Origin of the sequence: Polaromonas sp. CG_23.6 (assembly GCF_029892315.1) — a bacterium.
In the GTDB taxonomy this organism is placed as follows: Bacteria; Pseudomonadota; Gammaproteobacteria; order Burkholderiales; family Burkholderiaceae_C; genus Polaromonas.
Genome location: NZ_JARXUY010000001.1, coordinates 3,570,265 through 3,596,242 on the forward strand (window position 1 = coordinate 3,570,265; position 25,978 = coordinate 3,596,242).

The 25,978-nt window shown below is 61.0% G+C and carries 26 protein-coding genes; 11 read left to right on the plus strand and 15 right to left on the minus strand.

All coding sequences use genetic code 11. From position 1 onward, the window contains the following. Window positions 1-19 precede the first annotated feature (19 nt). On the minus strand, window positions 20-952 hold the full coding sequence (locus H4V98_RS16905) for an NAD-dependent epimerase/dehydratase family protein (RefSeq protein WP_280757750.1): 933 nt from the start codon (window positions 950-952) through the stop codon (window positions 20-22). A gap of 72 nt (window positions 953-1,024) precedes the next feature. Here H4V98_RS16905 and H4V98_RS16910 point away from each other — a divergent pair, with 72 nt between their 5' ends. Continuing rightward, complete coding sequence (locus H4V98_RS16910) at window positions 1,025-2,065, plus strand: CDP-6-deoxy-delta-3,4-glucoseen reductase (protein WP_280757751.1); 1,041 nt, start codon at window positions 1,025-1,027, stop codon at window positions 2,063-2,065. 93 nt (window positions 2,066-2,158) lie between these two features. Then, window positions 2,159-3,187 carry a tripartite tricarboxylate transporter substrate binding protein gene (locus H4V98_RS16915; protein WP_280757752.1) on the plus strand — a complete coding sequence of 343 codons (1,029 nt, stop codon included), beginning with the start codon at window positions 2,159-2,161 and terminating at the stop codon, window positions 3,185-3,187. 103 nt (window positions 3,188-3,290) lie between these two features. On the opposite strand, the gene H4V98_RS16920 is transcribed toward H4V98_RS16915, so the two are convergent. From H4V98_RS16920 to H4V98_RS16960, 9 genes are all read right to left on the minus strand, one after another. Next, window positions 3,291-3,548 carry a hypothetical protein gene (locus H4V98_RS16920; RefSeq protein ID WP_280757753.1) on the minus strand — a complete coding sequence of 86 codons (258 nt, stop codon included), beginning with the start codon at window positions 3,546-3,548 and terminating at the stop codon, window positions 3,291-3,293. 66 nt (window positions 3,549-3,614) lie between these two features. Continuing rightward, complete coding sequence (locus H4V98_RS16925; RefSeq protein ID WP_196864118.1) at window positions 3,615-4,334, minus strand: ABC transporter ATP-binding protein; 720 nt, start codon at window positions 4,332-4,334, stop codon at window positions 3,615-3,617. Window positions 4,335-4,346: 12 nt separating this feature from the next. Continuing rightward, a complete protein-coding gene (locus H4V98_RS16930) occupies window positions 4,347-5,114 on the minus strand; it encodes an ABC transporter ATP-binding protein (RefSeq protein WP_196864117.1) in 768 nt (255 codons plus the stop codon). A gap of 11 nt (window positions 5,115-5,125) precedes the next feature. Further along, complete coding sequence (locus tag H4V98_RS16935) at window positions 5,126-6,235, minus strand: ABC transporter ATP-binding protein (protein ID WP_196864116.1); 1,110 nt, start codon at window positions 6,233-6,235, stop codon at window positions 5,126-5,128. A 39-nt stretch (window positions 6,236-6,274) separates the two neighbouring features. Beyond that, on the minus strand, window positions 6,275-7,204 hold the full coding sequence (locus H4V98_RS16940; protein WP_196864115.1) for a branched-chain amino acid ABC transporter permease: 930 nt from the start codon (window positions 7,202-7,204) through the stop codon (window positions 6,275-6,277). Between the two features lie 256 nt (window positions 7,205-7,460). Beyond that, window positions 7,461-8,765: a replication-associated recombination protein A gene (locus tag H4V98_RS16945; RefSeq protein ID WP_196864114.1), complete on the minus strand. Its 1,305-nt coding sequence runs from the start codon at window positions 8,763-8,765 to the stop codon at window positions 7,461-7,463. A gap of 70 nt (window positions 8,766-8,835) precedes the next feature. After that, window positions 8,836-9,492: an outer membrane lipoprotein chaperone LolA gene (gene lolA, locus H4V98_RS16950; protein ID WP_196864113.1), complete on the minus strand. Its 657-nt coding sequence runs from the start codon at window positions 9,490-9,492 to the stop codon at window positions 8,836-8,838. A gap of 5 nt (window positions 9,493-9,497) precedes the next feature. Then, the gene (locus H4V98_RS16955) at window positions 9,498-11,945 is read right to left on the minus strand and encodes a DNA translocase FtsK (protein WP_280757754.1); all 2,448 of its coding nucleotides are present in this window, start codon (window positions 11,943-11,945) and stop codon (window positions 9,498-9,500) included. A gap of 77 nt (window positions 11,946-12,022) precedes the next feature. Next, entirely contained in the window at window positions 12,023-12,712 is a 690-nt protein-coding gene (locus H4V98_RS16960) for a Crp/Fnr family transcriptional regulator (RefSeq protein ID WP_196864111.1), read from the minus strand. 161 nt (window positions 12,713-12,873) lie between these two features. Here H4V98_RS16960 and trxB point away from each other — a divergent pair, with 161 nt between their 5' ends. The 3 genes from trxB to rpmG all read left to right on the plus strand — a co-directional run bounded on the left by trxB (window position 12,874) and on the right by rpmG (window position 14,413). Then, window positions 12,874-13,818, plus strand: a complete 945-nt coding sequence (trxB, locus tag H4V98_RS16965) for a thioredoxin-disulfide reductase (protein ID WP_196864110.1) — start codon at window positions 12,874-12,876, stop codon at window positions 13,816-13,818. Window positions 13,819-14,000: 182 nt separating this feature from the next. Further along, window positions 14,001-14,234: a 50S ribosomal protein L28 gene (rpmB, locus tag H4V98_RS16970; RefSeq protein ID WP_196864109.1), complete on the plus strand. Its 234-nt coding sequence runs from the start codon at window positions 14,001-14,003 to the stop codon at window positions 14,232-14,234. 11 nt (window positions 14,235-14,245) lie between these two features. Then, the gene (gene rpmG, locus H4V98_RS16975; protein ID WP_196864108.1) at window positions 14,246-14,413 is read left to right on the plus strand and encodes a 50S ribosomal protein L33; all 168 of its coding nucleotides are present in this window, start codon (window positions 14,246-14,248) and stop codon (window positions 14,411-14,413) included. A gap of 316 nt (window positions 14,414-14,729) precedes the next feature. Here the strand turns inward: rpmG and H4V98_RS16980 are convergent, their stop codons facing one another. Beyond that, window positions 14,730-15,929 (minus strand): fatty acid desaturase, encoded by a 1,200-nt coding sequence (locus H4V98_RS16980; protein WP_196864107.1) that lies wholly within the window; start codon window positions 15,927-15,929, stop codon window positions 14,730-14,732. Window positions 15,930-16,133: 204 nt separating this feature from the next. Continuing rightward, entirely contained in the window at window positions 16,134-17,387 is a 1,254-nt protein-coding gene (locus H4V98_RS16985; RefSeq protein ID WP_196864106.1) for an RsmB/NOP family class I SAM-dependent RNA methyltransferase, read from the minus strand. A gap of 39 nt (window positions 17,388-17,426) precedes the next feature. Between H4V98_RS16985 and H4V98_RS16990 the strand changes: the two genes are divergently transcribed. The 4 genes from H4V98_RS16990 to H4V98_RS17005 all read left to right on the plus strand — a co-directional run bounded on the left by H4V98_RS16990 (window position 17,427) and on the right by H4V98_RS17005 (window position 22,252). After that, window positions 17,427-17,663 (plus strand): DUF1653 domain-containing protein, encoded by a 237-nt coding sequence (locus tag H4V98_RS16990; RefSeq protein WP_196864105.1) that lies wholly within the window; start codon window positions 17,427-17,429, stop codon window positions 17,661-17,663. Between the two features lie 317 nt (window positions 17,664-17,980). Next, complete coding sequence (locus H4V98_RS16995) at window positions 17,981-19,900, plus strand: hypothetical protein (RefSeq protein ID WP_280757755.1); 1,920 nt, start codon at window positions 17,981-17,983, stop codon at window positions 19,898-19,900. Between the two features lie 142 nt (window positions 19,901-20,042). Continuing rightward, window positions 20,043-21,659 (plus strand): peptide chain release factor 3, encoded by a 1,617-nt coding sequence (locus H4V98_RS17000; protein WP_196864103.1) that lies wholly within the window; start codon window positions 20,043-20,045, stop codon window positions 21,657-21,659. 203 nt (window positions 21,660-21,862) lie between these two features. Beyond that, the gene (locus tag H4V98_RS17005; protein ID WP_196864102.1) at window positions 21,863-22,252 is read left to right on the plus strand and encodes a cupin domain-containing protein; all 390 of its coding nucleotides are present in this window, start codon (window positions 21,863-21,865) and stop codon (window positions 22,250-22,252) included. Window positions 22,253-22,364: 112 nt separating this feature from the next. On the opposite strand, the gene H4V98_RS17010 is transcribed toward H4V98_RS17005, so the two are convergent. Next, window positions 22,365-23,729: an esterase-like activity of phytase family protein gene (locus H4V98_RS17010; RefSeq protein ID WP_196864151.1), complete on the minus strand. Its 1,365-nt coding sequence runs from the start codon at window positions 23,727-23,729 to the stop codon at window positions 22,365-22,367. 20 nt (window positions 23,730-23,749) lie between these two features. Here H4V98_RS17010 and H4V98_RS17015 point away from each other — a divergent pair, with 20 nt between their 5' ends. Beyond that, window positions 23,750-23,947, plus strand: coding sequence for a hypothetical protein (locus tag H4V98_RS17015; RefSeq protein ID WP_196868288.1), 198 nt, complete (start codon window positions 23,750-23,752; stop codon window positions 23,945-23,947). Between the two features lie 3 nt (window positions 23,948-23,950). Here the strand turns inward: H4V98_RS17015 and H4V98_RS17020 are convergent, their stop codons facing one another. Together H4V98_RS17020 and purN are read right to left on the minus strand one after the other, a co-directional pair. Beyond that, window positions 23,951-24,505, minus strand: coding sequence for a fasciclin domain-containing protein (locus H4V98_RS17020; RefSeq protein ID WP_196864101.1), 555 nt, complete (start codon window positions 24,503-24,505; stop codon window positions 23,951-23,953). A gap of 156 nt (window positions 24,506-24,661) precedes the next feature. Further along, the gene (purN, locus tag H4V98_RS17025) at window positions 24,662-25,249 is read right to left on the minus strand and encodes a phosphoribosylglycinamide formyltransferase (RefSeq protein WP_196864100.1); all 588 of its coding nucleotides are present in this window, start codon (window positions 25,247-25,249) and stop codon (window positions 24,662-24,664) included. A gap of 18 nt (window positions 25,250-25,267) precedes the next feature. On the opposite strand from purN, the gene H4V98_RS17030 reads away from it, so the two are divergent. Beyond that, complete coding sequence (locus H4V98_RS17030) at window positions 25,268-25,930, plus strand: YceH family protein (RefSeq protein WP_196864099.1); 663 nt, start codon at window positions 25,268-25,270, stop codon at window positions 25,928-25,930. Window positions 25,931-25,978 lie beyond the last annotated feature (48 nt).

A 25,978-nucleotide genomic window follows, 5' to 3' on the forward strand; every position in this document is an offset into this window, starting at 1 on the left:
AGGGGTCAACCGGCCTGCTTTAACCCTTCAAACCACCCAACCCGTCGCTGACGCCTGGATAACGCAGCGCCAGGCGCAACTCCTTTTTCATCCGCCGGTTGTCCAGCCGGCGTGATTCACTCATGAAGCTCAGCAGCATGAGTGGCAACTGCTCGTTGGCTGCGCTGCGCGCCACGCGGGGCGGCCGGGGCAGGCGGTACAGGTCGGCCGCCAGGTCGAAATAGTCACCCATCAGCAATTGCGTGTCGTCGCAGACGTTGCTGATGCGCTGCGGTTTTCCACGCCACAGCGCCGCGATGCAGGCGCGGGCCAGGTCGTCAGCGTGAATATGGCTGGTGTAGACGTCGTCTTCACGGCGCAGCACCGGCGTGCCCTTGAGCAGACGGCCGCGCGGCGTGCCGCCTTCGCGGTCAGTCGCATAGATGCCCGGAATGCGCAGGACATGCACCGGCGTTGCGGTGGCGCGGCCGAACAGCCGCACCTGGCCTTCGGCATGCACCCGGCGCTGCGCGCGCGGCGTGTTCGGGCTTGGCCCCCAGGTTTCATCCACCAGCGCGCCGCCGCAGTCGCCATAGACGCCACTGGTCGAGCCGTACACCAGCGCGTCGGGCAGGCTGCGCAGCCGAAGCGTGCGCAGCAGGGCCAGCGTGCGCGGGTCATCGCGCCAGTTGGGGTTGTGGTTGGGCGGCGGTGCCAGGTGCACCACCCGCGTGGCCAGTCCGGCCAGCCGGCGCAGCGTGGCCGCCGCGTCGAGGTTGCCAAGCAAGGGCGTGATGCCCGCTTGGCGCAAGGACGGCAGCCGGTCCGGCGACGACGTCAGTGCGATGAGCTTGATTCTGGACGGCAGTTGCCGGGCCACGCGCAGACCGACATCACCGCAGCCGATGATGAGCACGCGCTGGCGGCGAAAACGCGCGGGCAGCGCGCCGAGGGGATTCATGTTTGAAGGCAAAATTGGGGGTGGCCGGGGAACGGCCCGTCAGGTGACACAACGACAGCAGCAAAACGCCCAAGGATACCGACTATGAGTTTCAACGTGAATGTGCTGCCCAGCGGCCGCAGCTTTAGCGCCAATGAGGGCGAGCCCCTGCTGGCCGCCGCCATCCGCCAGGGCATCGGCCTGCCCTACGGCTGCAAGGACGGCGCCTGCGGGTCGTGCAAATGCAAGATGCTCGAAGGCCAGGTGACGCACGGCGCGCACCAGCTCAAAGCGCTGTCGGCCGAAGAAGAAGCCGCCGGCTTCATCCTGACCTGCTGCGGCGTGGCGCACAGCGACGTGGTGCTGGAGTCGCGCCAGGTGACCGACGAAAGCGCTTTCCCGATCCGCAAGATGCCGGTGCGCGTGACCAGCCTGGTGCGCGCGACGCCCGACGTGATGGTGGTTCGCCTGCAGCTGCCCGCCAGCGACACCATGAAGTACCACGCCGGCCAGTATGTCGAGTTCTTGTTGCGTGACGGCGACCGGCGTGCGTACTCGATGGCCAATGCGCCCTATACCCAGCTGGAAACGCCCGGCATCGAACTGCACATCCGCCACATGCCGGGCGGCAAGTTCACCGACCATGTGTTTGCCGCCATGAAGGAAAAGGAAATCCAGCGCGTTGAAGGGCCGTACGGCAGCTTTTTCCTGCGCGAAGACAGCGCCAAGCCGATCGTGATGGTGGCTTCGGGCACCGGGTTTGCGCCGCTCAAGGCCATCATCGAGCACATGCAGTTCAAGCACATCGTGCGTCCTGCCGTGCTGTACTGGGGCGGACGCCGCCCCATCGACCTGTACATGACCGACTGGATTGAGGCCCGGGTGGCCGAGATGCCGAACCTGCGCTATGTGCCGGTGGTGTCCGACGCGCTGCCCGAGGACGGCTGGCGGGGCCGCACCGGCTTTGTCCACCAAGCGGTGCTGGAAGATTTTTCCGACCTCTCGGGCCACCAGGTGTATACCTGCGGCGCGCCCATCGTGGTCGAGTCGGCGCAGCGCGACTTCACCGAGTTGGCGGGCCTGCCGACGGAAGAGTTCTTTGCCGACGCGTTCACCACCGAAGCAGACAAGGCACTAAAGACCTGAAACAACTGAAACGTTCACAGCGCATGAATCAAAATTAATAGCAGACTGTTCAATCTGGCCGTGCGCCAGCGGCACTTTTTATTAAAAATTTCAATGAAAAATAAACCTTCCATCTTTTATCCCCTGCGCCGCAACTCGCTGCTCGCCACTGGCGCGCTGGCGCTGGGCGCCGTCCTGGCGGCAGTCGCTTCGCCGGCGGCCCTGGCCCAGTCGTCCGCGCCTTCAGGCCAGGTCATCCGGTTGATCGTTCCGTATGCATCGGGCGGCCCGATTGACGTGACGGCGCGGCTGATGGCCGACAGCGTGAAGGCATCGCTGGGCACGGTGATCATTGAAAACCGGCCCGGTGCCGGCGGCAACATCGGCGTCGATGCAATCGCCAAGGCCGCGCCCGACGGGTTGACCCTCGGCATCGCGGCGGTCGCCACGCATGCCATCAACCCCTGGCTCTACAGCAAGATGCCGTACGACGCGGCCAGCGACTTTGCCGCCATCACGCAGATGGTGCGCGTGCCCAATGTGCTGGTGATGAATGCCGACACCGCGCGCCGTTTGAACATCAACACGCTGGCCGACCTGATCCGCTACGCCAAGGCCAACCCGGCCAGGCTCAACTATGCCAGCGGCGGCAACGGCAGCGCGGGCCACCTGGCCGGCGAGCTGTTCAAGTCGCAAGCCGGCATCTTTGCGCTGCACATTCCCTACAACGGCGGCAACCCGGCCCAGTTGGCGCTGCTCAGCGGCCAGGTCGATTTCAATTTCGACAACCTGGCGACCGCATCAAGCAACATCAAGGCCGGCAAGCTCAAAGCGCTGGCGGTGACGACGGCGCAGCGCAGCGCCTTTTTGCCCGAGGTGCCGGCCATGGCCGAAACACTGAAGGGTTTCGAGATCGACACCTGGTGGGGACTGGTGGCACCCGCCGCCACACCCCGTGACGTGGTTGCCAAACTGAACCAGGCGTTTGTCGCGGCGCTGAAGGCGCCCGAAAACAAGGCCAGGTTCAGCATGCTGATGGCCGAACCCGTCGCCAGTTCCCCCGAGCAGTTCGAGGCCTTCATGAAAAGCGAGCGTGCCAAGTACGAAAAAGTGGTGAAGGCGTCCGGCGCGCGGGTGGACTGATTTTTGAGCCTTTAAGGGATTTTGCGCACATCCTGTCTACGAAAGCAGCTACTGAATAAATAGCAGCTTGACTATGCAAGTTGAGTTGTCCGGTCTTCGGTATTCATCTTCCACCCGTTCTGGCTGGGCCTGTGATGAACTGAAAAAACGGGATCAGGGCGGCGCGCTGTTTGAGCGAAACGCAGTGGAGCGAGTTTGCGCCGCCCCCCGTTTTTTCGGGGCAGCGCAGGTTGCCCGAAGCGAAGCGCAGGGACCCGGACAGCCGGGTCGCCTTTTCTTTGCTTACTTTCTTTTGGCGATAGCCAAAAGAAAGTGAGTTGCCGCCGGGCAACCCCCGGCCAGCAAAACTCAAAAGAGTCAAGAGACTATGAATTCAATAGCTACCAACGCAAGCAGAACAAACGCAAACAGCCTAAATAGTCAAAAATCACTCACCCAGATAAGCCGCCCGCACCCGTGGATCGTCCAGCAGCAACTTGGCGTCGCCATTCATCGTGATGTTGCCCGACTCCATCACATAGCCCCGGTTCGCAATGCCCAAGGCCCGGCTCGCGTTCTGCTCGACCAGCAGCACCGTCATGCCAAGCGCCGACACGTCCCGCACCACCTCGAAGATCTTGTCCACCATGATCGGCGACAGGCCCATCGACGGCTCATCCAGCAGCAACACCTTGGGCCGGCTCATCAGCGCCCGGCCCATCGCCAGCATCTGCTGCTCGCCGCCCGACATCGTGCCGGCCAGTTGGTCCTTGCGCTCGCGCAGGCGCGGGAACAGCACGAACATTTTCTCGATGTCGTCGGCAATCCCGGCCTTGTCGCTCCTGATGTAGGCGCCCATCTGCAAATTTTCGGTGATGGTCATGCGGGCGAACACGCCGCGCCCCTCGGGCACCATCGCCAGGCCTTCCTTGACCAGGTCCCAGGCGCCGCGCCCCTTGATGCTCTTTCCCAGGTATTCGATGTCGCCAGCCAGTATCGGCAAGCCGCCGGTAATCGCCTTCATGGTGGTGGTCTTGCCGGCGCCATTGGAGCCGATCAACGTCACCAATTCGCCGTCGTGGACCTCGAAATCAATGCCCTTGACCGCCTGGATGCCGCCGTAAGCCACCTGCAAACCGGTAATTTTCAGAAGTGTGTTTGTTGCCATGGTTTTGCTTCCTTAATGACCTGAGCCCAGATAGGCGGTGATCACTTTTTCGTTTTTCTGCACATCGGCCGGCACGCCTTCGGCAATCTGCTTGCCGTAGTCGAGCACGGTCACGCGGTCGCACAGGCCCATGACCAGCTTCACGTCATGCTCGATCAGCAAAATCGTGCGGTTGTCCTTGCGAATGCGGTCAATCAGTTCGCGCAACTGGATTTTTTCAGTGGCGTTCATGCCGGCGGCGGGCTCGTCGAGCGCAATCAGCTGCGGGTCGGTGGCCAGCGCCCGGGCGATTTCCAGCCTGCGCTGGTCGCCGTAGCTCAGGGTGCGCGCCTTGTAGTCGGCATATTTGCCGATGCCCACGTAGTCGAGCAACTCCTGCGAGCGCTTGGCAATCGCCGCTTCTTCGCGCTTGAAGCCGGGCGTGCGAAATATGGCGCCCACCAGGCCGGAATGGGTGCGGACATGCCGCCCGACCATGACATTTTCCAGCGCCGTCATGTCGGCAAACAGCCGGATGTTCTGGAAGGTGCGGGCAATGCCGGCCTTGGCCACTTCGTGCACCGCCGTCGGCTTGTAGGGCTTGCCGGCCAGCTCGAAGGTGCCGCTGTCGGGCGTGTACAACCCGGTCAGCACATTGAAAAACGTCGTCTTGCCGGCACCGTTCGGGCCGATCAGGCCATACACCTGGCCGCGTTCAATCTTGATGCCGACATCGCTCAGCGCCTGCAGGCCGCCAAAGCGCTTGGAAACACCAGAAACATTCAAAATGGTTTCACTCATGTCCATTCTCCTTAAGGGTTGATGGACTCGATGGGGTCTTTGCCGGGGCGCTTGTTCAGCGACTTGCCGTGCTCGGGCGATGGCCACAGGCCGCGCGGGCGCAGCAGCATCACGGTGATCATGGCCAGCGCGATCAGCAGTTGGCGCAGGATGGACGAGTCCAGCCGGCCGTCGGTCATGGCCTGCAGCGGCCCGGCCACATGGCGCAGCACCTCGGGCATCGCGGCCAGCAGCAGCGCCCCCAGAATGACGCCGGGCAGGTGCCCGATGCCGCCCAGCACCACCATGGCGACAATCATGATCGACTCCATCAGGCTGAACGATTCCGGCGAGACAAAGCCCTGGAAGGCCGCAAACATCGAGCCCGACACACCGCCGAAGGTCGCGCCCATGCCAAAGGCCAGCAGCTTCATGTTGCGGGTGTTGATGCCCATGGCCTTGGCGGCAATCTCGTCCTCGCGAATGGCCATCCAGGCGCGGCCGATGCGTGACTTTTGCAGCCGGTCGCAAACGATGACCGAGACAATCACCAGCGCCAGAAACAGGTAGTAATACATCGACACCGAGGCAAATTCAATGCCGAAAAAGTTGTGCGACTGGCCCAGGTCAAAGCCGAAGAACTTGATCGAGTCAATCTGGTTGATGCCCTTGGGGCCGTTCGTCAGGTTGATCGGGCGGTCCAGGTTGTTCAAAAACACCCGGATGATCTCGCCAAAGCCCAGCGTGACGATGGCCAGGTAGTCGCCGCGCAACTTGAGCACTGGCAGGCCAAGCAGAATGCCGAAGAACGCGGCCACCAATGCAGCCATAGGTATGGTCGCCCAGATCGGCAGGTGCAGGCCGTTCGGAAAATTTGCGGCAATCCATGGAAAAGCCTCGGCCAGATGCGGCGATCCGAGCAATGCAAACAGGTAGGCGCCGACGGCAAAGAAAGCCACGTAACCCAGGTCGAGCAGACCGGCGTAACCGACCACGATGTTGAGCCCGAGCGCCAGCAGCACATACAACAGCGCCATGTCGACAATCCGCACCCAGGCGTGGCCGCCTTGTTGCAGCAGCAAGGGCAGCACCAGCAATCCAAGTGCCACGATCAAAAAGGTCGTAATTTTTTTGGTATTCATGAATTTTCTCCTTGTGGGGGTCGCTCGATTGCCCGGCCTTCAGGCCCGGTCCGCCACACGTTCACCCAGCAGGCCGGACGGTCGCAGCGTGAGCACAAAAATCAGCACGATAAAGGCAAAAATATCGGAATACTGGCTGCCCAGCACACCGCCGGTCAGCGGACCGATGTAGCCCGCGCCAATGGCCTCGATCAGCCCCAGCAGGATGCCGCCCAGCACCGCGCCGCCCAGGTTGCCAATGCCGCCAAACACAGCGGCGGTGAACGCCTTCAGCCCCGGCAAAAAACCCATGGTGTGCTGCACCGTGCCGTAGTTGGACGCGTACATGACACCGGCCAGCGCGGCCAGGACAGCACCGATGATGAAGGTGGCGGAAATCACGGTGTCGGGTCGCACGCCCATCAGCGCCGCCACGCGGGGATTTTCAGCGGTGGCACGCATGGCACGCCCCAGCTTGGTGTAATGCACCAGCCACATCAGGATTGACAGCGTCACCGCCGTCGCACCCAGAATCAGGATCTGGGTCACGGTGATCACGGCGCCGCCAAACTCGTAGGGCACGGGAGGCAGCAAGGTGGGATAAGGCTTGTAGTTGGGCTTCCAGATGATCATTGCCAGCGTTTGCAGCAACAGCGACATGCCGATGGCAGTGATCAGTGGGGCCAGTCGGGGCGAATTGCGCAGTGGCCGGTAAGCAATTTTTTCGATGGTGTAGTTCAGCGCGCCGCACACCACAAAAGCAATCAGCAGGGAGACCAGCAGAATCAGCCAGCCCGGCGCGCCGGGCATGGCTTCCTGCATCCAGCCGATGATGGTCCAGCTTGTCAGCGCCCCAACCATCAGCACTTCGCCATGCGCAAAATTGATCAGGTTGATGATGCCGTACACCATGGTGTAACCCAGGGCAATCAAGGCGTACATGCTGCCCAGGACCAGTCCGTTGATGATTTGCTGTAGCAAAACTTCCATATCCGCTCCGTTTATTTTAATGAGCCAACTCTGCCGGCGTCGCGCTTGCACAGCATCACCGTGAAAACACGCAAGTTAACAAAAAGCCCGCCTGTCTCCGGTGAAATGACCGGGGGAGGTGGCGAGCTAGTGGGCGAATTGTAGCCACAGGGTTATAGCGAGAATCGCGCCAGTCAAACTGTTTTTCCGGGGTAAACCCTAGACGAATTGAAATATTTTGGTGGAAGCATGTTGCATCAGCGGGATTTTCCAGGCATCAGTTTTTCTGATGGTTTTTTGCCTTCAGTTCATTGAGCTTATCGGCAATCCGGATCTCCAGGCCGCGGTTGACAGGCCTGTAAAAGCCCGGTGCGACCATGCCTTCGGGGAAGTAGTTTTCGCCTGCCGCAAAGCCATCTTCCTCGTCATGCGCATAGCGGTAGTTTTTGCCGTAATCGAGCTGCTTCATGAGCTTTGTTGGTGCATTGCGCAGGTGCATAGGCACCGGCCGGGTGCCATCTTGCTTGATGAAGGCCTTGGCCTCGTTGAAAGCCTTGTAAAGCGCATTCGACTTTGGCGCGACTGCCAGGTACACCACGCATTGCGCCAGTGCCAGTTCGCCCTCGGGCGAACCGAGCCGTTCATAGACTTCGGCGGCATCGAGCGCCAGGCGCAGCGCGCGCGGGTCGGCCAGGCCTATGTCCTCGCTGGCCATGCGGATCAGGCGGCGCGCCATGTAGCGCGGCTCGGCACCGCCGTCGAGCATGCGCATGAACCAGTACAGGGCAGCGTCGGGGTCGGAACCGCGCACCGACTTGTGCAGCGCCGAGATGGTGTCGTAGAACTGCTCGCCGCCCTTGTCGTAGCGGCGCAGGCGCTCGCCCAGCACCTTGAGCAGCCAGGCATCGGTCACGGCGGTGATTTTTTCGGATTTGGCGGCGACGCTGAGCGATTCAAGCGTATTGAGCAACCGGCGGGCGTCGCCATCGGCATAAGCCACGAGCCGGTCCACCGCTTCGTCTGCTATTTTTTCTATCGCTGGCAGCGCCCGCTCCAAAAGGACTCTGGCAACAATTTTCTTGAGATCGGTTTCCGCCAACGGCTGGAGCACATACACCACCGCGCGCGACAGCAGGGCCGAATTGACCTCGAAGGACGGGTTTTCGGTGGTCGCGCCAATGAAGGTGAACAAGCCGCTTTCGACATGCGGCAAAAAGGCGTCTTGCTGGCTTTTGTTGAAGCGGTGCACCTCGTCAACAAACACGATGGTGCGCCGACCGCCCTGCGCCTGCCAGATCGTCGCCTGCTCGACCGCCTCGCGGATGTCCTTGACGCCGCCGAGTACAGCGGAAATGGTGATGAAATGCGCGTCGAAGCTGCCGGCCATGAGCCTGGCGATGGTGGTCTTGCCCACGCCGGGCGGTCCCCACAGAATGCAGCTGTGCGGCTCGCCCGATTCAAAGGCGATGCGCAGCGGCAGGCCCTCGCCCAGCAAATGCTGCTGGCCGATGACTTCGCCCAGGTTCTTGGGCCGCAGCCGCTCGGCCAGGGGTTGATGCGTCGATGGGGGGGACTTGGCCATGAAAGAGGCGCCTTGCTTTTGCTGCCTTGCCGCGCTGCTGCCAGCAGCCCTGCGCGGCAGGGCAGCCGGTTTACTGCCGGATCACGTCCGCGCCCTTGGGCGAAGTGAACTGGAACGCGTCTTTGGGCAGGCTGGGGTTGACCTCTACCTGACTGAAGGTGAGCACCGAGCGCTGGCCGAAGCTGTCGAGAATTTCCAGCGCCGCAAGTTCAGCCGTTTGCGCTGCGGGTTGCTTGCCCGCGCGAAAGCCGACGCGCACCGCTTGCAGCTGCCCGTCTTTGGCCTTGGGCGTGGCCACGACCCATTCCAGGCCGTCCTTTTCAGGTGCGGCGGCCAGCGTGAAATCAGCCTGCAACGCGCGCAGATCGGGCGCGGCGGCGATCAGCGCGGCAGGCGTCGAGCCCAGCGCGGCAGACTGCTTGCGCGCGGTGACCTGGTTCAGGTCGGCATCGTAGAGCCACAAGGTCTGGCCGTCGGCGACGATGCTTTGCTCGAAAGGCTTTTGGTAAAGAAACTTGAAACGGTTGGGCCGGGAAAATGCGAAAGTGCCGCTGGAGGTCTTGCTGCGGGCGGTCTGGCCCTCGCGGGCGGGCGCGGTCACGACCTGCGTGAAGTCGGCGCGGCCGCTGCTCACCGTCTTGACGAAGGTTTCAAGGCTTTCCAGGCCGTTTGCGCATGCTGTGCCTACATATGAAGCTATTAAAAAAGTAGCAAAAAAACGTTTCATCAAGTTCACTCCGCCCTTGCGGGCACCAGGATTTCACGCTGGCCGCTGCCACTCATGGCGCTGACCAGCCCGGCATTTTCCATGTCCTCGACCAGCCGCGCGGCGCGGTTGTAGCCAATCTTGAGGTGACGCTGCACCAGCGAAATGCTGGCCTTGCGGTTTTTCATCACCACTTCCACCGCCTGGTCGTACATCGGGTCTTTCTCGCCGCCCGCATCGCCCGACAGGTCGCCGCCCTCGCCTTCGACCGTGCCGCCTTCGAGCACACCATCGATGTAGTTGGGGGTTCCCTGCTTCTTGAGGTAGGCGACGACCCGGTGAACTTCTTCGTCACTCACAAACGCACCATGCACGCGGATGGGAAAGCCCGTACCACTCGGCATGTAAAGCATGTCACCCATGCCCAGCAAGGCCTCGGCGCCCATCTGGTCCAAAATGGTGCGACTGTCGATCTTGCTGCTTACCTGAAAGGACAGGCGCGTCGGAATGTTGGCCTTGATCAGGCCGGTGATCACGTCCACGCTGGGTCGCTGCGTGGCCAGTATCAGGTGGATGCCGGCGGCTCTGGCCTTTTGCGCCAGGCGCGCAATCAGCTCTTCAATCTTCTTGCCAACCACCATCATCAGGTCGGCCAGCTCGTCGATCACCACGACGATATAAGGCAGGCGCTCCAGCGGCTCCGGCGCGTCAGGCGTCAGGCTGAAGGGGTTGTAGATGAACTCCTCGCTGGCATTGGCCTCGTCGATCTTGGCGTTGTAGCCGGCCAGGTTGCGCACGCCGAGCTTGCTCATCAGCTTGTAGCGCTTTTCCATTTCAGCGACGCACCAGTTCAGGCCGTGGGCGGCCTGGCGCATATCGGTGACGACCGGCGCCAGCAGGTGCGGAATGCCTTCGTAGACGCTCATTTCCAGCATCTTCGGGTCGATCAGCAGCAGCCGCACGTCGCGTGGATCGGCTTTGAAGAGCAGGCTCAGGATCATCGCGTTGATGCCCACCGACTTGCCCGAGCCGGTGGTGCCGGCCACCAGGCAGTGCGGCATTTTGGCCAGGTCGGCGACGACCGCATGGCCGGCGATGTCCTTGCCCAGGCCCATGGTCAGCAGCGAGGTGGCGTCGTGGTAGACCTTGGAGCCCAGAATTTCGCTGAGCTTGATCATCTGCCGCTTGGCGTTGGGCAGTTCCAGCGCCATGTAGTTCTTGCCGGGAATGGTCTCGATCACCCGGATCGACACCAGGCTCAGCGCGCGCGCCAGGTCCTTGGCCAGTGTGACGACCTGCGAGCCCTTGACGCCGGTGGCCGGTTCGATTTCATAGCGCGTGATGACCGGGCCGGGCGCTGCAGCGACGACACGCACCTCGACACCGAAGTCCTTCAACTTTTTCTCGATCAGGCGCGAGGTCATTTCCAGCGTTTCGGACGCCACGCTTTCCTGTCGCAGCAAGGCGGTGTCGAGCAAACTGACCTGTGGCAGGTGGGAGTCCATCTGCGACGAAGGTGCTGCGGCCAGCAGAGCCGGCGCGGCAGGCACGTGCGTCACCCCGGACACAGAGGGAAAAGGGAAGACTGGCGCAGCGGCTGGTGCGACGGCCGCCACGGTTGGCGTGGCGTTTGCCGGCACACCTGGTTTGGGTTTGGCGGGACGCTCACTTTTTAGCACTTCGACCGCCGGCTGCTTGATGATGACCGGCACCGGGTGATGTGCCTCGGTCCCAGTGCGTTCATCGCTCAGCGTCTCTTCGCGCTCGCGGGCGGCTTGCTTGCCCACGGCAAGATCCTGCGCGAGTTCGCGTTTTTCACGGCGCAAGGCCATGATGCTGTCAATCCTGGCACCCAGACGCAGGGCGACGCGGCCCCAGGAAAAATTGAACACGCTGGCCACGGCAATCAAACCCAGCGCAATAAAGACCAGGCCCGATCCGGCAAATCCCAGCCATTTGACGCCCACGTTGCCCAGCACATAACCAATCACGCCCCCTGCATGGCCCGGAAGCCTGAATTCGAAGCGGTACAGGCGCGACCATTCCAGCGCGGCACTGGCCGTCAGCAGCAACACCAGTCCGAGCCAGAACCAGACGCGGTTCGGGATAGGTTCCGGTGCCAGCGAATTGCGACGCAGTCCGCGCGTCACGGACTGCACCCAGACCCATGCGCTGGCGGCCAGCGCCCACCAAACCGAAAATCCCAGCAAGAAGTAGCTGGCATCGGCCAGCCAGGCACCCAAAAAGCCGCCCCAGTTCCTGGCAGCCACCAAAGTGCCACTGGCAGCATCCGGATTCCCGGAGGTTGACCAGGCCGCATCCTGCGGCGAGTAGCTCAACAAAGCGGCCATCCAGAGAATCAGACCCACCAGTCCCAGGATCAGGCCAACTTCGCGGGCTACACGTTTAAAGCCGCCGGGCGCGCCCGCAGCAGGAGAATTTCTGGAGTTCAGGGTATCTAGCGAGTAAGTCATAAACGGGTCTTGAAGCTTAACGCAGTTGGGCGAAGCTTTGGGTTCGGGGAACAGTCTCTGACTGTAAGCGCGTCCGGTCAGACCAGTGAATCCAGATGCGGCCTCACCAGCAGCGAACCGTTGTCCTGCGTTTCAATAAAGCCGCGCTCCTCCAGGTCCTTCATCACCCGGCTGACCATTTCGCGAGAAGCGCCAACCATTTTCGCCACGTCCTGGCGCGATACCCTGCCGTGAATCATGGCCGCACCGTCGGCGTCGGGCAGGGCCTCCGCGGCTAAATCGAGCAGCGTGCCGGCCACCCGGCCGTACACGTCCATCAGGGCCAGGGATTCAATCTTGCGATCGGCCTGGCGCAGTCGATGCACCAATCCCTTGAGCATCGCATAGGCCATCGAGTCGCTGTCAGGAAGGCAGCGCGTGAACGCCAGCTGGTCCATCACCAAGGTATCGGTCTGCAACTCGGCGATCACGGACGCCGAGTGCGGCGCCTGGTCGATCAGGCTCATTTCGCCCACGAAATCCCCGGGGCGCAAGGTCGCCAGGATCACCTCGCGCCCGCGCGCGTCGCGGCTCACCACGCGTGCGCGACCGGTCAGCAAAATAGTCAAGGCACAGGATTTTTGCCCCTGCTCGACAATCAGCTCGCCCTTGCGGTAACGCCGCTTGACCACGGCATCGGCAACCGACACCGCCTGGCTGGTGGTGAGCATTGAAAAAAGAGGCACGCGGCGAAGCAGATCAAGCCGGGACACCATGGTGGCGGTCATGCGTTTGCCCCTTCAACCCCATGGCCGACAATCGCCAGGCGATTTCTTACAATGGCCGCGCTTTTGCTAAATACAGATACTGTCAAAGTTTTTACCTTGCTGAACACATACGCGAGCCGACTCTACCTGAGTTCCAACACTTACCCATCGGGTTCTACATCATGAAACATTCCAGAGTTCTCATTCTTGGCTCAGGCCCGGCTGGCTATACGGCTGCCGTGTACGCAGCGCGTGCCAACCTCAAACCGATGCTTATCACCGGCATGGCCCAGGGAGGCCAACTGATGACCACTACCGACGTGGATAACTGGCCGGCCGATGTCGACGGCGTCCAGGGGCCCGAACTGATGCAGCGCTTCCTGGCGCATGCCGAACGCTTCAACACTGAAATCATTTTCGACCACATTAACCAAGTCGATTTGAGCCAGCGCCCCTTCACCCTGACTGGCGACAGCGGCTCCTACACCTGCGACACCCTGATCATTTCCACCGGCGCGTCAGCCAAATACCTGGGACTGGCATCGGAAACCGCGTTCATGGGGCGCGGCGTTTCCGGGTGTGCCACTTGCGACGGCTTTTTCTATCGCGAGCAAGAAGTCTGCGTGATAGGCGGCGGCAACACGGCGGTCGAGGAAGCGCTGTATTTGTCCAACATTGCCAGCAAGGTCACGCTGGTGCATCGCCGCGACACCTTCAAGGCCGAGGCCATCCTGATCGACAAGCTGCATGAAAAAGTCGCCAGCGGCAAGATTGAACTGCAACTGCACCAGACGCTGGACGAGGTGCTGGGGGACGCGTCAGGCGTCACCGGCGTCCGGTTGAAAAGTACCAAAACCGGCGCCACCCAAGACCTTGCGCTCAAAGGCTGCTTCATAGCCATCGGCCATCATCCGAACACAGCCATTTTTGACGGCCAGCTGGAGATGAAAGATGGCTACATCATCACCAGGACGGGACTGCAGGGCATGGCGACGATGACCAGCATTCCAGGCGTGTTCGCGGCAGGCGACGTTCAGGATCACGTGTACCGGCAGGCAATCACCAGCGCCGGCACCGGCTGCATGGCCGCACTCGATGCCCAGCGGTTTCTGGAACAAAACGAATAAATCCGGTCTTCCAACGCATGGCGCCCGGACGCATTTACCGGGCAGCCAAACCATCAGACTTTGGGTAATTTTGTTTTCAAGCTATAATTTATGGCTTAGCTGAGCATTCGTAGGGTCTGTCCAGCACAGGCCCATCGGGTTTTTCAGCATCCTATTTCTAATTTTTTACGGAGAGTGCGCTCATGGCACGCGTCTGTCAGGTAACGGGCAAAGGCCCGATGGTGGGAAACAATGTTTCTCACGCAAACAACAAAACCAAGCGTCGGTTCATGCCCAATCTGCAGTACCGCCGTATCTGGGTTGAAAGCGAAAAGCGCTTCTTGCGCCTTCGCATCACCGCAGCCGGTCTGCGCTTGATTGACAAAAACGGCATCGATGCAGTCCTGGTGGACCTTCGTGCCCGCGGTGAAGTTTAAGGAGAACTACCATGGCTAAAGGCGGACGCGAAAAAATCAAGCTGCAATCAACAGCTGGCACCGGTCACTTCTACACGACCGACAAGAACAAGAAGACCACACCTGAAAAAATGCTGATCATGAAATTTGATCCCAAGGCACGCAAGCATGTGGAATACAAGGAAATGAAACTGAAATAATTCAGTTTGATGCTTGTGCAACGTCTTCGGGTGTTGCCAAAAAAACCCGCTGTCATCACAGCGGGTTTTTTTATGCCCGAAATGATTCATTTAGCCCCTGATCATAAAAACATATACCGATAATGCGGCTTCGCCTTGCCGGCGCCCGTTGCCATCCGTCGCCGAAGTTCATGGTTCATGGATTGCTGAAGAATCTGCAGCGACACGAGAGGCGGTAAACAGATTCAATGAATCAAGTGGTCACAAAAAAGCCGCTGCAGCGATGGCTCGCTCCAGCGGCTTTCCTGTTGGTCAAAAAAAGTCTATGCGAAATAGCTCAGGCGCGGGCAGAACGCAATTTCATCGAAAATTCGCGCAGCGCAGCAATGCCGCTTTCTTCGGCCCGATGGCACCAGGCCTGCAGGTCCGCAGCAAGTTGCTCGCGCGACGCGGAGGTGCTCAGCCACAACTGGCGCAACTCCTCGCGCATGGTGACCATCTTGTCGAGCACCGGATAGTCCGCACGGGCTTGCGCCACCTGAGGCCTGACGGCTGGCGGCACCTTGTCTTCATCGCGGTGCAGCCAGCGATTGGCCAGCTTCAGCATCGAAACATCGGCTTTTTTGGCTTTCAGCAAGGCAATTTCAACCTCGCCGGCGCGGCGCAGTTCGCGGGCATAACCGGCCATGACCTCATAGCGGTGGACAATCAGGGCTTCGAGCGTCCGCTCGTCGGCCAAAGGCTGGACGACGCCCAGCTTGAGCCGAGGTGGCACTTTTTTCACAGCAGCCAGACCGACCATTTCCATGGCGCGGATGTAGCCCCAGCCAATGTCGAACTCATACGGCTTGACCGAGAACTTGGCAGACGTGGGGTAGGTGTGGTGGTTGTTGTGCAGCTCTTCGCCGCCAATGATGATGCCCCAGGGCGACACATTGGTACTGGCATCGGACGCCTCGAAATTGCGGTAACCCCAATAGTGGCCAATGCCGTTGATGATGCCCGCCGCCGTGATGGGAATCCACATCATCTGCACCGCCCACACGCTCAGCCCGGCAACACCGAACAGTGCCAAGTTGATGACCAGCATCAGGCCAACGCCTTGCCAGCTGTAGCGGGTGTAGAGATTGCGCTCAATCCAGTCATCGGGGGTGCCACGACCGTATTTGGTGATGGTTTCCAGGTTTTTTGTCTCGGCCCGGTACAACTCGGCACCGGTGAACAGCACAGTCTTGATGCCATGGGCCTGCGGGCTGTGCGGGTCTTCCATGGTCTCGCATTTGGCATGGTGCTTGCGATGTACGCCGACCCATTCCTTGGTGACCTGGCCCGTGGCCAGCCATAGCCACAAGCGGAAAAAGTGCGCAGGAATGGCATGCAGGTCCAGCGAACGATGCGCCTGATGACGGTGCAGGTACAAAGTCACGCTGACAATGGTGATGTGGGTCGTCACCAGCGCGTAAAGCACGATTTGCCACCAGCTTGCTGCCAGCAGGCCGTTTGCCAGCCAATCGAGGGCGGCATCGAACAAAAACATAAAAGTCCTTTGGGATGAGTCCAGGACCGCCACGTATTCAGGGCTTGTCTCCAAGGGTGGCGCCAGACAACCTTCGATTATAAATTGATGGGCCTTAATTACAAAGACCCTTCAACGTGCAAGCAACGGCCGCAGCATCGGTAAACCGGCTTCAGCAATAAGGCCAGTTCGGCTTGCTCATAGATTTTGCAGGCGGATGCCGCTTCAGACCTTTTGCCAGACCGCCGCAAAAAATCCGTCGGTCTGGTGCAGATAGGGCCAGAGCCGCAGGTACGGACCCCGGCAGAGTTTTTCGGCATGCTCGACGCCCATGTGCGTCAGCAGGGGCGCGGCTTCGAGCACCTGAAAGTCAGGATTCGCAACGCTGAAGGCCTCGGCAATGGCCTCGTTTTCCTCGCGCAGGATGCTGCAGGTGGCATACACCAGCCGTCCGCCCGGCTTCACCAGACGCGCGGCGCTCTGCAAAATGGCGGTCTGCTTGGCGGTCAACTCTTCAATCGCCTTCGGGTTATGGCGCCATTTCAGGTCCGGGTTGCGCCGCAGCGTGCCCAGGCCCGAACACGGCGCATCGACCAGCACCCGGTCGATCTTGCCGGCCAGCCGCTTGATGCGGTCGTCGCGTTCATGCGCAATCGCCACCGGATGCACGTTCGACAGGCCACTGCGCGCCAGGCGCGGCTTGAGCGCGGCCAGCCGGTGCGCCGACGTGTCAAACGCATACAAACGGCCGGTGGTGCGCATGGACGCGCCCAGCGCCAGGGTCTTGCCACCGGCACCGGCGCAAAAGTCCACCACCATCTCGCCACGCTTGGCATCGACCAGCAGCGCCAGCAACTGCGAGCCTTCGTCCTGCACTTCAATGGCACCGCGCTTGAAGGCGTCCACATTCGCCAGCTGGGGCTTGTCGGTCAAGCGCAAGCCCCAGGGTGAATACGGCGTTGCTACGGTTTTAATAGCTGCTCGCGCAAGCTCCTTCTGCACATCAGCCCGTTTATCCTTCAAGGTGTTGACGCGCAGGTCGAGCCCGGCCTGCGTGTTCAGGCTTTCGACCAGCGGCCAGAAATCGTCTCCCAGCTGCGCTTTGAGCGGCTCGACCAGCCACTGCGGCAGGTTGTGGCGGTGCAACTCCATCAGGTCTGCCGGCTTGACCTGGTCGCAGCGCGACAGCCAGTCTTGCTCTTGGTCGGTCAGCGCGCCGCTCAGGAAGTCGCGCGGCGCGGCAAAGCCCAGGATAGCCAGGCGCCGCTCGGGCACGCCGTAGCCGTGCTGGGCCATGTAGACGTAAAGGTTTTTCTTGCGCAGCACGCCATAGATGGTTTCTGCCACGGTGGCACGTTCACGCGGACCCAGCCGCATTTCGCGGAAATAGCGTGACACCACCATGTCGGCGGGGTGGTCAAATTTAAGAACCTGCTTGAGAAGCTCGGTACAACAGTCGAGTAAGGCGTTAGGATGCATGCCCCTATTGTCCCAGCTTCTCTTGCCTGTTGATTGCCCATGCCAGATTCTTTGCCGCCGCTGATTGAAACCCCGCCCGGACTTTACCGCCACTATAAAGACCTGCCTTACGAAGTCATCGGTACGGTGCGCCACAGTGAAACCCTGGAGCCGATGACGCTGTACCGTGCGCTGTACGGAGAGCGCGGCCTGTGGGTGCGGCCGGCGGCGATGTTCCAAGAGGAAGTGGTGATCGGCGGCGTTCGCCAGCCGCGTTTCCTGCGCGAGCCGGATTAGCCGGCCTGCAGCCCCTTCGGGCCTGCTGCGCCCAGTGGCCGAAGAAGGCGCCGGGCGTGTCATCAAAGCGCATGGCGCCGTGGCACGTGCGTTAAGGGACCAGACACCGCCAGCTCGTACGCGCAACAGAAAACAATTCTTACAGACTGCACAGCTTGCTTGCTGGGAGCAGCGGCCTATCATGAGATTTCAGAGCTTTGTCTGCGCCATGCCACTGCGGACAGGGCGGCAGGTCAACAGACCCGTGTATGCCCCCATGTGTTGAAGCGCTCTCAGCCCTGCGATGACCGAGCAGACGATGCAAAAGGAGGTGCGCCATGAAGCATGCAATCACACCTTACGCCAGGGTCGCATGGCGAACAGGGCTTGTTCAATGTCTGGTGGCCCTGGCAGCCTGTGGCGGAGGCGGAGGCGGAGGCGGAGGCGGCAGCGATGATGCGGTCAATGCATCCCAGGCAGGTCTCAATACAGTGGACGCGATGCAGGTCAACGGGTTGGTCGAGCCGGTGCCCTTCGTCGCGGCGACTTACGACGTGGTGATGCTCGAAGCCGATCCCGCCATGGCACCGCTTGAAAGCATCAACGCCTCCGGCCAGGTCGCCTTCACTAGCCTTCGCCCAGACGGGCCACACGCGCTGCTCTACAACGGCCGAGCCATCCAGGACCTGGGACTGGGCTACATGGCCGCCATCAACGATGCGGCGCAGATCGCCGGCTACACCACCACGAGCCCCGCGCATGCCCTGCGCTGGACTACGGCCGGCCGCACCACTCCCGCCGTCATCGATCTCGGGGCGCCGGCCGGCGGCAGTTCCACCGCGCGAGCCATCAATGCGGCGGGACAGGTGGCAGGCGTCACCGAACACATCGAACCGGTCGTCAGCGGGCAGTTCTCATCTCATCCCTTCGTGTGGACCGAAGGGCTTGGGATGCTCGATCTGAGCACGCTGCCGATTCCCGGTTTCTTCCCTGTGTCAGCCAATCATGTGAATGCCCTGGGCCAGGTGACCGGCGGCGCGTTCAGCACCTTCGGGAACCCCCTAGCGGGTTTGCCGTCACATGCTTTTCTGTGGACGCCTGGGAGCGGCATTCGCGACCTCGGCACACTGGGGCGCGGGGACGTCAGCAGCGCTACGGCCCTGAATGACGAGGGCCAGGTCGCAGGCAGTTCCAACATCGAGTTCGGACCCTTGCGCGGATTACCAAACAGAGTGCGGCACCATGCCTTTTTATGGACCGCGGCGGCCGGCATGCAGGATCTGGGCACGCTCGGCGGCCGGAATTCAGACGCCTTGGCACTCAACGCGCTGGGACAGGTCGTAGGCAACTCCGACACGGCCAACGGGACCGACCCCGCTGCTGCTCCCTTGGGACATGCCTTCTTCTGGAGCCCCACAGGACCCACCGCCGGCCGCATGCTTGACCTCGGCACACTGGCTGGCGGCGTGTCTTCAGCCACCGCTGACCTCAATGACTCGGGCCAGGTGGTCGGCACGTCCGGCACCAGCGCAACCAGTCCGCTCCCGCATGCGTTCATCTGGACGGCAGCCGAGGGCCTGGTGGACCTCAATACGCGCATTCCGACAGCGCCTGCCGGGCTGACGGTGACTTTGGCGACAGCGATCTCGGAGGGCGGCGCCATCCTCGGCTATGCCGACAGGAAGTTGGTGCTGCTCAAGCCTTCTGGCGACAGCTTCGCCAGCGCCAGGCTCGCCATCGCTTCGCCGCCAGGGGCTTACAGGCCGTATCCCGGGCTGGCGGGACGCGCCACCTTCAGCACCCGGATACGCGCTGAGGAGACAGGACAAAAGCCGAGGAGCCAGACCCGGTTTCAGCTGGCTAGTGCGGGGCTGCATTTTGAAAGCAGCGGCTACGACTGGCTCAATGTCCAGGGCGCTCGCGCGCAGTACCAGGGCAGCGGCAGCCTCAATGGCGCGAGTGGCTATAAATTCAGGGTGACGCTCATCGATGGCACAAAAGACGGTCCCGGCAACGACGGGAATGACAAAAACGACAGAGGTCATGCGAGCCACAACAACAGCGCCCACAACGCAGACGGCGCAGCAGACCGGCTGCGCATCCGCATCTGGCATCTTGACGCCGCGCAGGGTGCCAGCATGCTGGACTATGACAACCAGCTGGATGCCAGCACCGAAGGCACGGCCATCCAAAGCGGCAACCATGCGGTTCAGGTTCGCCAGGCCGGCAAGGCGCAGGAGCGGCATGCGGGGCGCTGAAAAGCAGGCAGTTTCCAGAGGCGCAAAGGACTGACTCGGCGCCGTTTTTTCCTTTCACGATGCCCGTTTCGTTTGGCGCCATCAGGAACACGCGCCGGCGGAAGGCCGGGCAAGCCGGCCGGCTCGCCGATAATCAGCGGTTATGTCCGAAACAACTGAAATCGCCAAACAAGTCAAGCGCCGCCGCACGTTTGCCATCATTTCCCACCCTGACGCGGGCAAGACCACGCTGACGGAAAAGCTGCTGCTGTTCTCAGGCGCAATCCAGATCGCCGGCAGCGTCAAGGCCAGAAAAGCCGCGCGCCATGCCACGTCCGACTGGATGGAAATCGAAAAGCAGCGCGGCATTTCCGTTGCCAGCTCGGTCATGCAGATGGAATACCGCGACTGCGTCATCAACCTGCTCGACACGCCCGGCCACCAGGATTTTTCTGAAGACACCTACCGTGTGCTGACCGCCGTCGATGCAGCGCTGATGGTCATTGACGCGGCCAACGGCGTCGAGCCGCAAACCCGCCGCCTGCTGCAGGTCTGCCGCGCGCGCGGCACGCCGATCCTGACCTTCGTCAACAAGATGGACCGCGAGGTGCAGGACCCGATGAACATCATGGACGAGATCGAGCGCGAACTCGGCATGGCCGTCGTGCCCTTCACCTGGCCGGTGGGCATGGGCAAATTGTTCCACGGCGTGTATGACCGGCGCGAAAAACGCATGCGCGTCTTCAGCCCCGGCGAGGACAAGGCCGGCGGCGACGATGAAATCCTGGCCGGCCTGGACAATGCCGAAGCCACCAAACGCTTTGGCGCCGAATTCACCCAGGCGCAGGATGAGCTGGAGTTGCTTGAAGGCGCCTCGCCCGAATTCGACCGCGAAGCGTTTTTGGCCGGCCAGCAGACGCCAATGTTTTTCGGCTCGGCGATCAACAACTTCGGCGTGCAGGAAGTGCTTGATGCGCTGGTGGACCTGGCACCCGCGCCGGCAGAACGCACAGCCATGCAGCGCATCGTGCATCCGGAGGAAAAGAAATTTTCCGGCGTGGTGTTCAAGATCCAGGCCAACATGGACCCGGCGCACCGCGACCGCATTGCCTTCTTGCGCGTGGCCAGCGGCGAATTCACGCGCGGCATGAAGCTCAAGGTGGTGCGCAGCGGCAAGGAACTGCGGCCCAACACGGTGGTCAGCTTTATGAGCCAGCGACGCGAGTTGTTAGATACTGCTTTTGCCGGCGACATCATCGGTATTCCCAACCACGGCGTGCTGCAACTCGGCGACACGCTGACCGAGGGCGAAGCGCTGCAGTTCACCGGCCTGCCCTTCTTTGCGCCGGAAATGTTCCGCGCGGTGGAAGTGGCCGACCCGCTGCGCAGCAAGCAGCTGCGCGCCGGCCTAACACAGCTGGGCGAAGAAGGCGCGATTCAGGTATTTAGGCCGATTGCCGGTTCATTGCTGCTGCTAGGCGCGGTCGGTCAGTTGCAGTTCGAGGTGGTGGCGCACCGGCTGGAGCATGAGTACGGCGTCAAGGCGCGCATCCTGCAAAGCAATTTCAACCTGGCGCGCTGGGTGACGTGTGACGATGCGAACGAGTTGAAAAAATTCATGGACGCCAACGCGCACCGGGTTGCCCTGGACGCGGTGGATGCGCCGACGCTGCTGGTGGACCACAGCGCCACGCTGCGCGCCGTCGAGCAGCAATGGCCGAAGATCAAGTTCCATGCGCTGCGCGAGCACGCCGGGCTGGTGTTCCAGTCAAAAATGTAGTGTTTTAGGCCTCTAGCGCACGTTCTGATTGCCTATACAGCTATTATTTTAATAGCTTATGGATGGGTGAACGGCAACTTCATGCCAACCGCTTGCTGTGTACCGGTTGCTCGCGATCAGTTGCAATCCGGAAACGCGCGCAATGCGGTAAACGCGGTGCCTGGAGGGGCGCTATGCTGGATGCCCACCAACCAGGAGGCATCATGACAACGCTTGGATTCACCGTAACGCATGCCAGGGACGCGACCTTTGCGCGGGGGCTTAGGTCTTTTTTCGAGTACCGGGATCTTGGCATCAAGCATGCGACAGCCGGACACATCGATGCCCATGTGATCCGCGCGGCAGCGGGCACGGATTTCTCCAGTCAGCCGCATCGGCACCAGACGACATTCCAGCTGGTTTACGTCCTGAAAGGCTGGATCGAGTTTGACTACGAAGGCCAGGGCATCGTCAGGCTTGAGGCCGGTTCCTGCGTTTACCAGCCGCCTGAAATTCGCCACCGCGAGGTCGGCCACAGCGAAGATATTGAAATGCTGGAAATCGTGATGCCCGCTGACTTCAATACCGAGGAAGTTGCCGCTGTAGTGGATTGAGCCTCTGGCCCATACGGACGCCAGGCTTCTCGACCCACCATCCGCGACGACAGCGCCGGCGATCAAAAAAAAGCAGGGTTGCTACCAAGCAATCGCCCTCTTCCCCTGCACGTTAGTTGGCCTTCAGAAAATTGCCGACTTCCAGCAACACCAGTTCGTTATCGTCGGCTTTGTTGGGCTCGCGGCTGCTGGAAAATGGCAGGTTGTTGTCGTTGCCGATCACGATGTGGGTGCTGTCCACCACATCAACGTTTTCAATCGTGAAGAAAGGAAAGGTCAGCACGCCGTTGTTCAGCGGTTTACGCGCCAGCTTGGCGGGGTCGGCGATGGCCATCAGGTCGATGTAGCCGATTTTTCGCAACGGGCCGCCGACGTTGGCCTCATTCATCTCGATCTTGTAGACGCGCTTGAACTTGGCGATGTCGTGAAAGCAGTCGGTGCGCTTCTGGCCTTCGGGACAGGCCTTGCCGGCCGTGCCTTCGCCGTTGTCACGCTCGATGATCAGACCGGTCGTGTCGTCGATCATATTAAAGTCGCCAATCGCGTGGTTGTTAGCCTCCAGCAGGTACTTCCAGTGGCGCCCGGTCCACGACCCGCTTTTCACGTCGAACTCCAGCACGCGCAAATAGTCCTTGCCTTGCAGGTTTTCATAGCTCTTGCTGCCCGCATCCCAAAGCGCGCCTTCAAGCAAAGCATAAAGCTTGCTGCCGTCCTTGGAAGCGGCCATGCCTTCAAAGCCCTTGGAACGGCGCACCTGGAAATCCACCGCGCCGCCGGGCGCACCCGGCGTGGTCATGGCCGGGTGATCGGGCGAGCGCACCACCTTGCCGTCGACCAGCGTGTCAAACACTGCCAGCACCTTGCCCTTCATGTCGGTCTTGATCAGGAATGGTCCGAATTCGTCGCCAATCCACAAGGCGCCACCCGCCAGCTGGAAGCTTTCGGTGTCAAAGTCGCTGCCGGTCAGGTAACGTTTTTTGCTGCCTTCGTGAACGATACGAAAAGGCACTTTCTTGTCGGGATCGTGCAGGAAGATGGTTTCCAGCCGCTTCATTGCGCCGCCCTTGAAGTCAACGGCATAGCGGCTCAGGTAAAGCATGGCATCGGGCGAATTGGCCTTAGAGCCAAACCCGTTGTCCGTCAACAGCCAAAAGCTGCCGTCAGGCATGGTCTTGATGCCCGAGTGCCCTTGCAGGGGCTGGCCTTTAAAGGGCAAAGACATGCCGGTGGGACGCCCGGCCGACAGTCCTTCGACCGTGCCGACGGCCTCCACACGCTTGCCAGTGGTGAATTTTCCGCTGATTTTCAGATCTGGCGGCGCATCCTGAGGCGCCGCGATGAAAGACGCCGCAGGCATCACGGCATGACCGGCCAAGGTAGCCGGAAATTCAGTCGCAGCGCCTTCAGCGGATTGCGCATACAGGGATGAAGAAGCCAGAGCAATCGCCGCCATGGCGAATGACAGTGGGCGCGTCAGTGCGGGCAGGAAAATTCCAGATGAAAACATGCTTGCGTTTCTATGAAATAAAGAAGCTGATCTTGGGCAACCCATGTGACGGCTTGATTACAACCAGCGATCGCATCGTTCAAAGGTCACACGCAGCACAAAAACGCAAAAGGCCCGCAGAGGGTATGAACCGCCTGCGGGCCTTCACCTGGCGCAACCGGCACAAGGCCGGCGCGCCAACTGATTAATGCTTACTTGGGCAGCAGAACCTTGTCGACAACGTGAATCACGCCGTTGGACTGGATCACGTCAGCAATCGTTACAGTGGCAGTTCCGCCTTTTTCATCCATCACCATGACTTTGCCGCCCTTTGCGGTGGCGGTCAGGTTACCGCCAGCGACGGTTTTCAGCGTTGCTTTGCCCTTGCCAGCAGCAATTGCCTTGGTCAGTGCAGCAGCGTCCATCTTGCCGGCCACGACGTGGTAAGTCAGGATGCCGGACAGCATGGCCTTGTTTTCAGGCTTGAGCAGGGTGTCGACCGTGCCGGCTGGCAGTGCGTCAAAAGCGGCGTTGGTGGGGGCAAACACGGTGAACGGACCTGGGCCTTTCAGTGTTTCCACCAAACCGGCAGCCTTGACGGCGGCGACGAGCGTGGTGTGGTCCTTGGAGTTGACAGCGTTGTCGATGATGTCCTTGGTCGGCAACATCGAAGCGCCGCCTACCATCACCTGAGCAAATGACGGCATAGCCGAAAACGACAGTGCCATGGCCAGGCCAAGAGACGCGAATTTGTGTTTTGTTTGCATGCTAGATCCTTGAAATGAAGTTGAGGTGGTTTGAGCTTCCTCGCCTGTCGGAATCAAGATGGATTCACGACCTGCTGTAATGAATACGGCGCCAAGGGCGATCTGGATTCATTCATTTACAAAATGAAACAACTTGACTTTATTCAATCTTTCAGATCAAGGCTGGCTGCGCGCAAAAAAGGTCCGAACCGCCTGCGGATAGATCAGGTGCTCTTGCGTCAGGATGCGGGCGGCCAGCGTGTCGGCCGTGTCAAAGGGCAGTACCGGCACTGCTGCCTGCGCCAGGATGCGGCCATGGTCCAGTTCGGCGGTCACTTGATGCACGGTGGTGCCCGCCAGCGTGCACCCCATGTCAATGGCGCGCTGATGCGTGTGCAGGCCGGCAAAGGCCGGCAGAAGCGACGGATGGATGTTGATCAGCCGGCCGGCATAGTGGGCGACAAAGCCGGGCGTCAGGATTCGCATGAAGCCGGCCAGCACGACCAGTTGCGGCGCATGCGCTTCGATGCGCGACATCAAGGCTGCATCGAAGGTTTCGCGCGACGCAAAGTCGCGGTGATTCACCACATTGGTGGCAATGCCCAGGCTCCGGGCGAGTGTCAAGCCGCCAGCGTCTGGCTTGTTGCTGATGACGGCGGCAACCCGGACGCCCAAGGTGTTGGGCCAATGTTCTTTTTGTGCAGTGCGGGCAATCGCGGCCATGTTCGAGCCGCTGCCAGAAATCAGGATAACGATGTTTTTCATTGTTCTAAGATTATCCCCATGAGACCACTTACTCCCCCCGAAGCCCGGGTGCTCGCCACCTTGATGGAAAAAGCACGCACCGTTCCTGACAGCTATCCACTGTCGCTCAACACGCTGGTGTTGGGCTGCAACCAGAAAACCAGCCGCGACCCGGTGATGGACCTGACCGAAGCCCAGGCGCAGGCCGCCATCGACACGCTGAAAAAGCAGAGCCTGGTGTTCGAGGCCAGTTCCAGCCGCGTGCCACGATTCGAACACAATTTCCAGCGCGGCTTCGGCGTGAGCGAGCCCCAGGCCGTGCTGCTTGGCCTGTTAATGCTGCGCGGCCCGCAGACGCCAGGCGAGTTGCGGCTGAGCAGCGAGCGCTGGTACAAGTTTGCCGACATCGCCAGCGTGGAAGACGCGCTGGCCGAACTGAAAGCGCGCGGCGACGACAGCGGCGCGCTGATGGTCGTGCAACTGGCGCGCGCGCCCGGCATCCGCGAGCAGCGCTGGGCGCACTTGCTGTGTGGCGAATCACTGCCAATGTCCTACTCACAAGCCGGCACAGGCGATGAGGTGGTCAACCGGGAAACCGAGCCGGTTTCCCTGGGCCAGGCCGAACGAATGCAACAACGTATTGAATTGCTTGAAAGCCAGGTGGCGCACCTGTATAAAGAACTCGGGCTGTCACAGGCCTGACAGGTCGGCACGCTCGTCCGTGCTAAAAATCAGATAACTGGAGACACC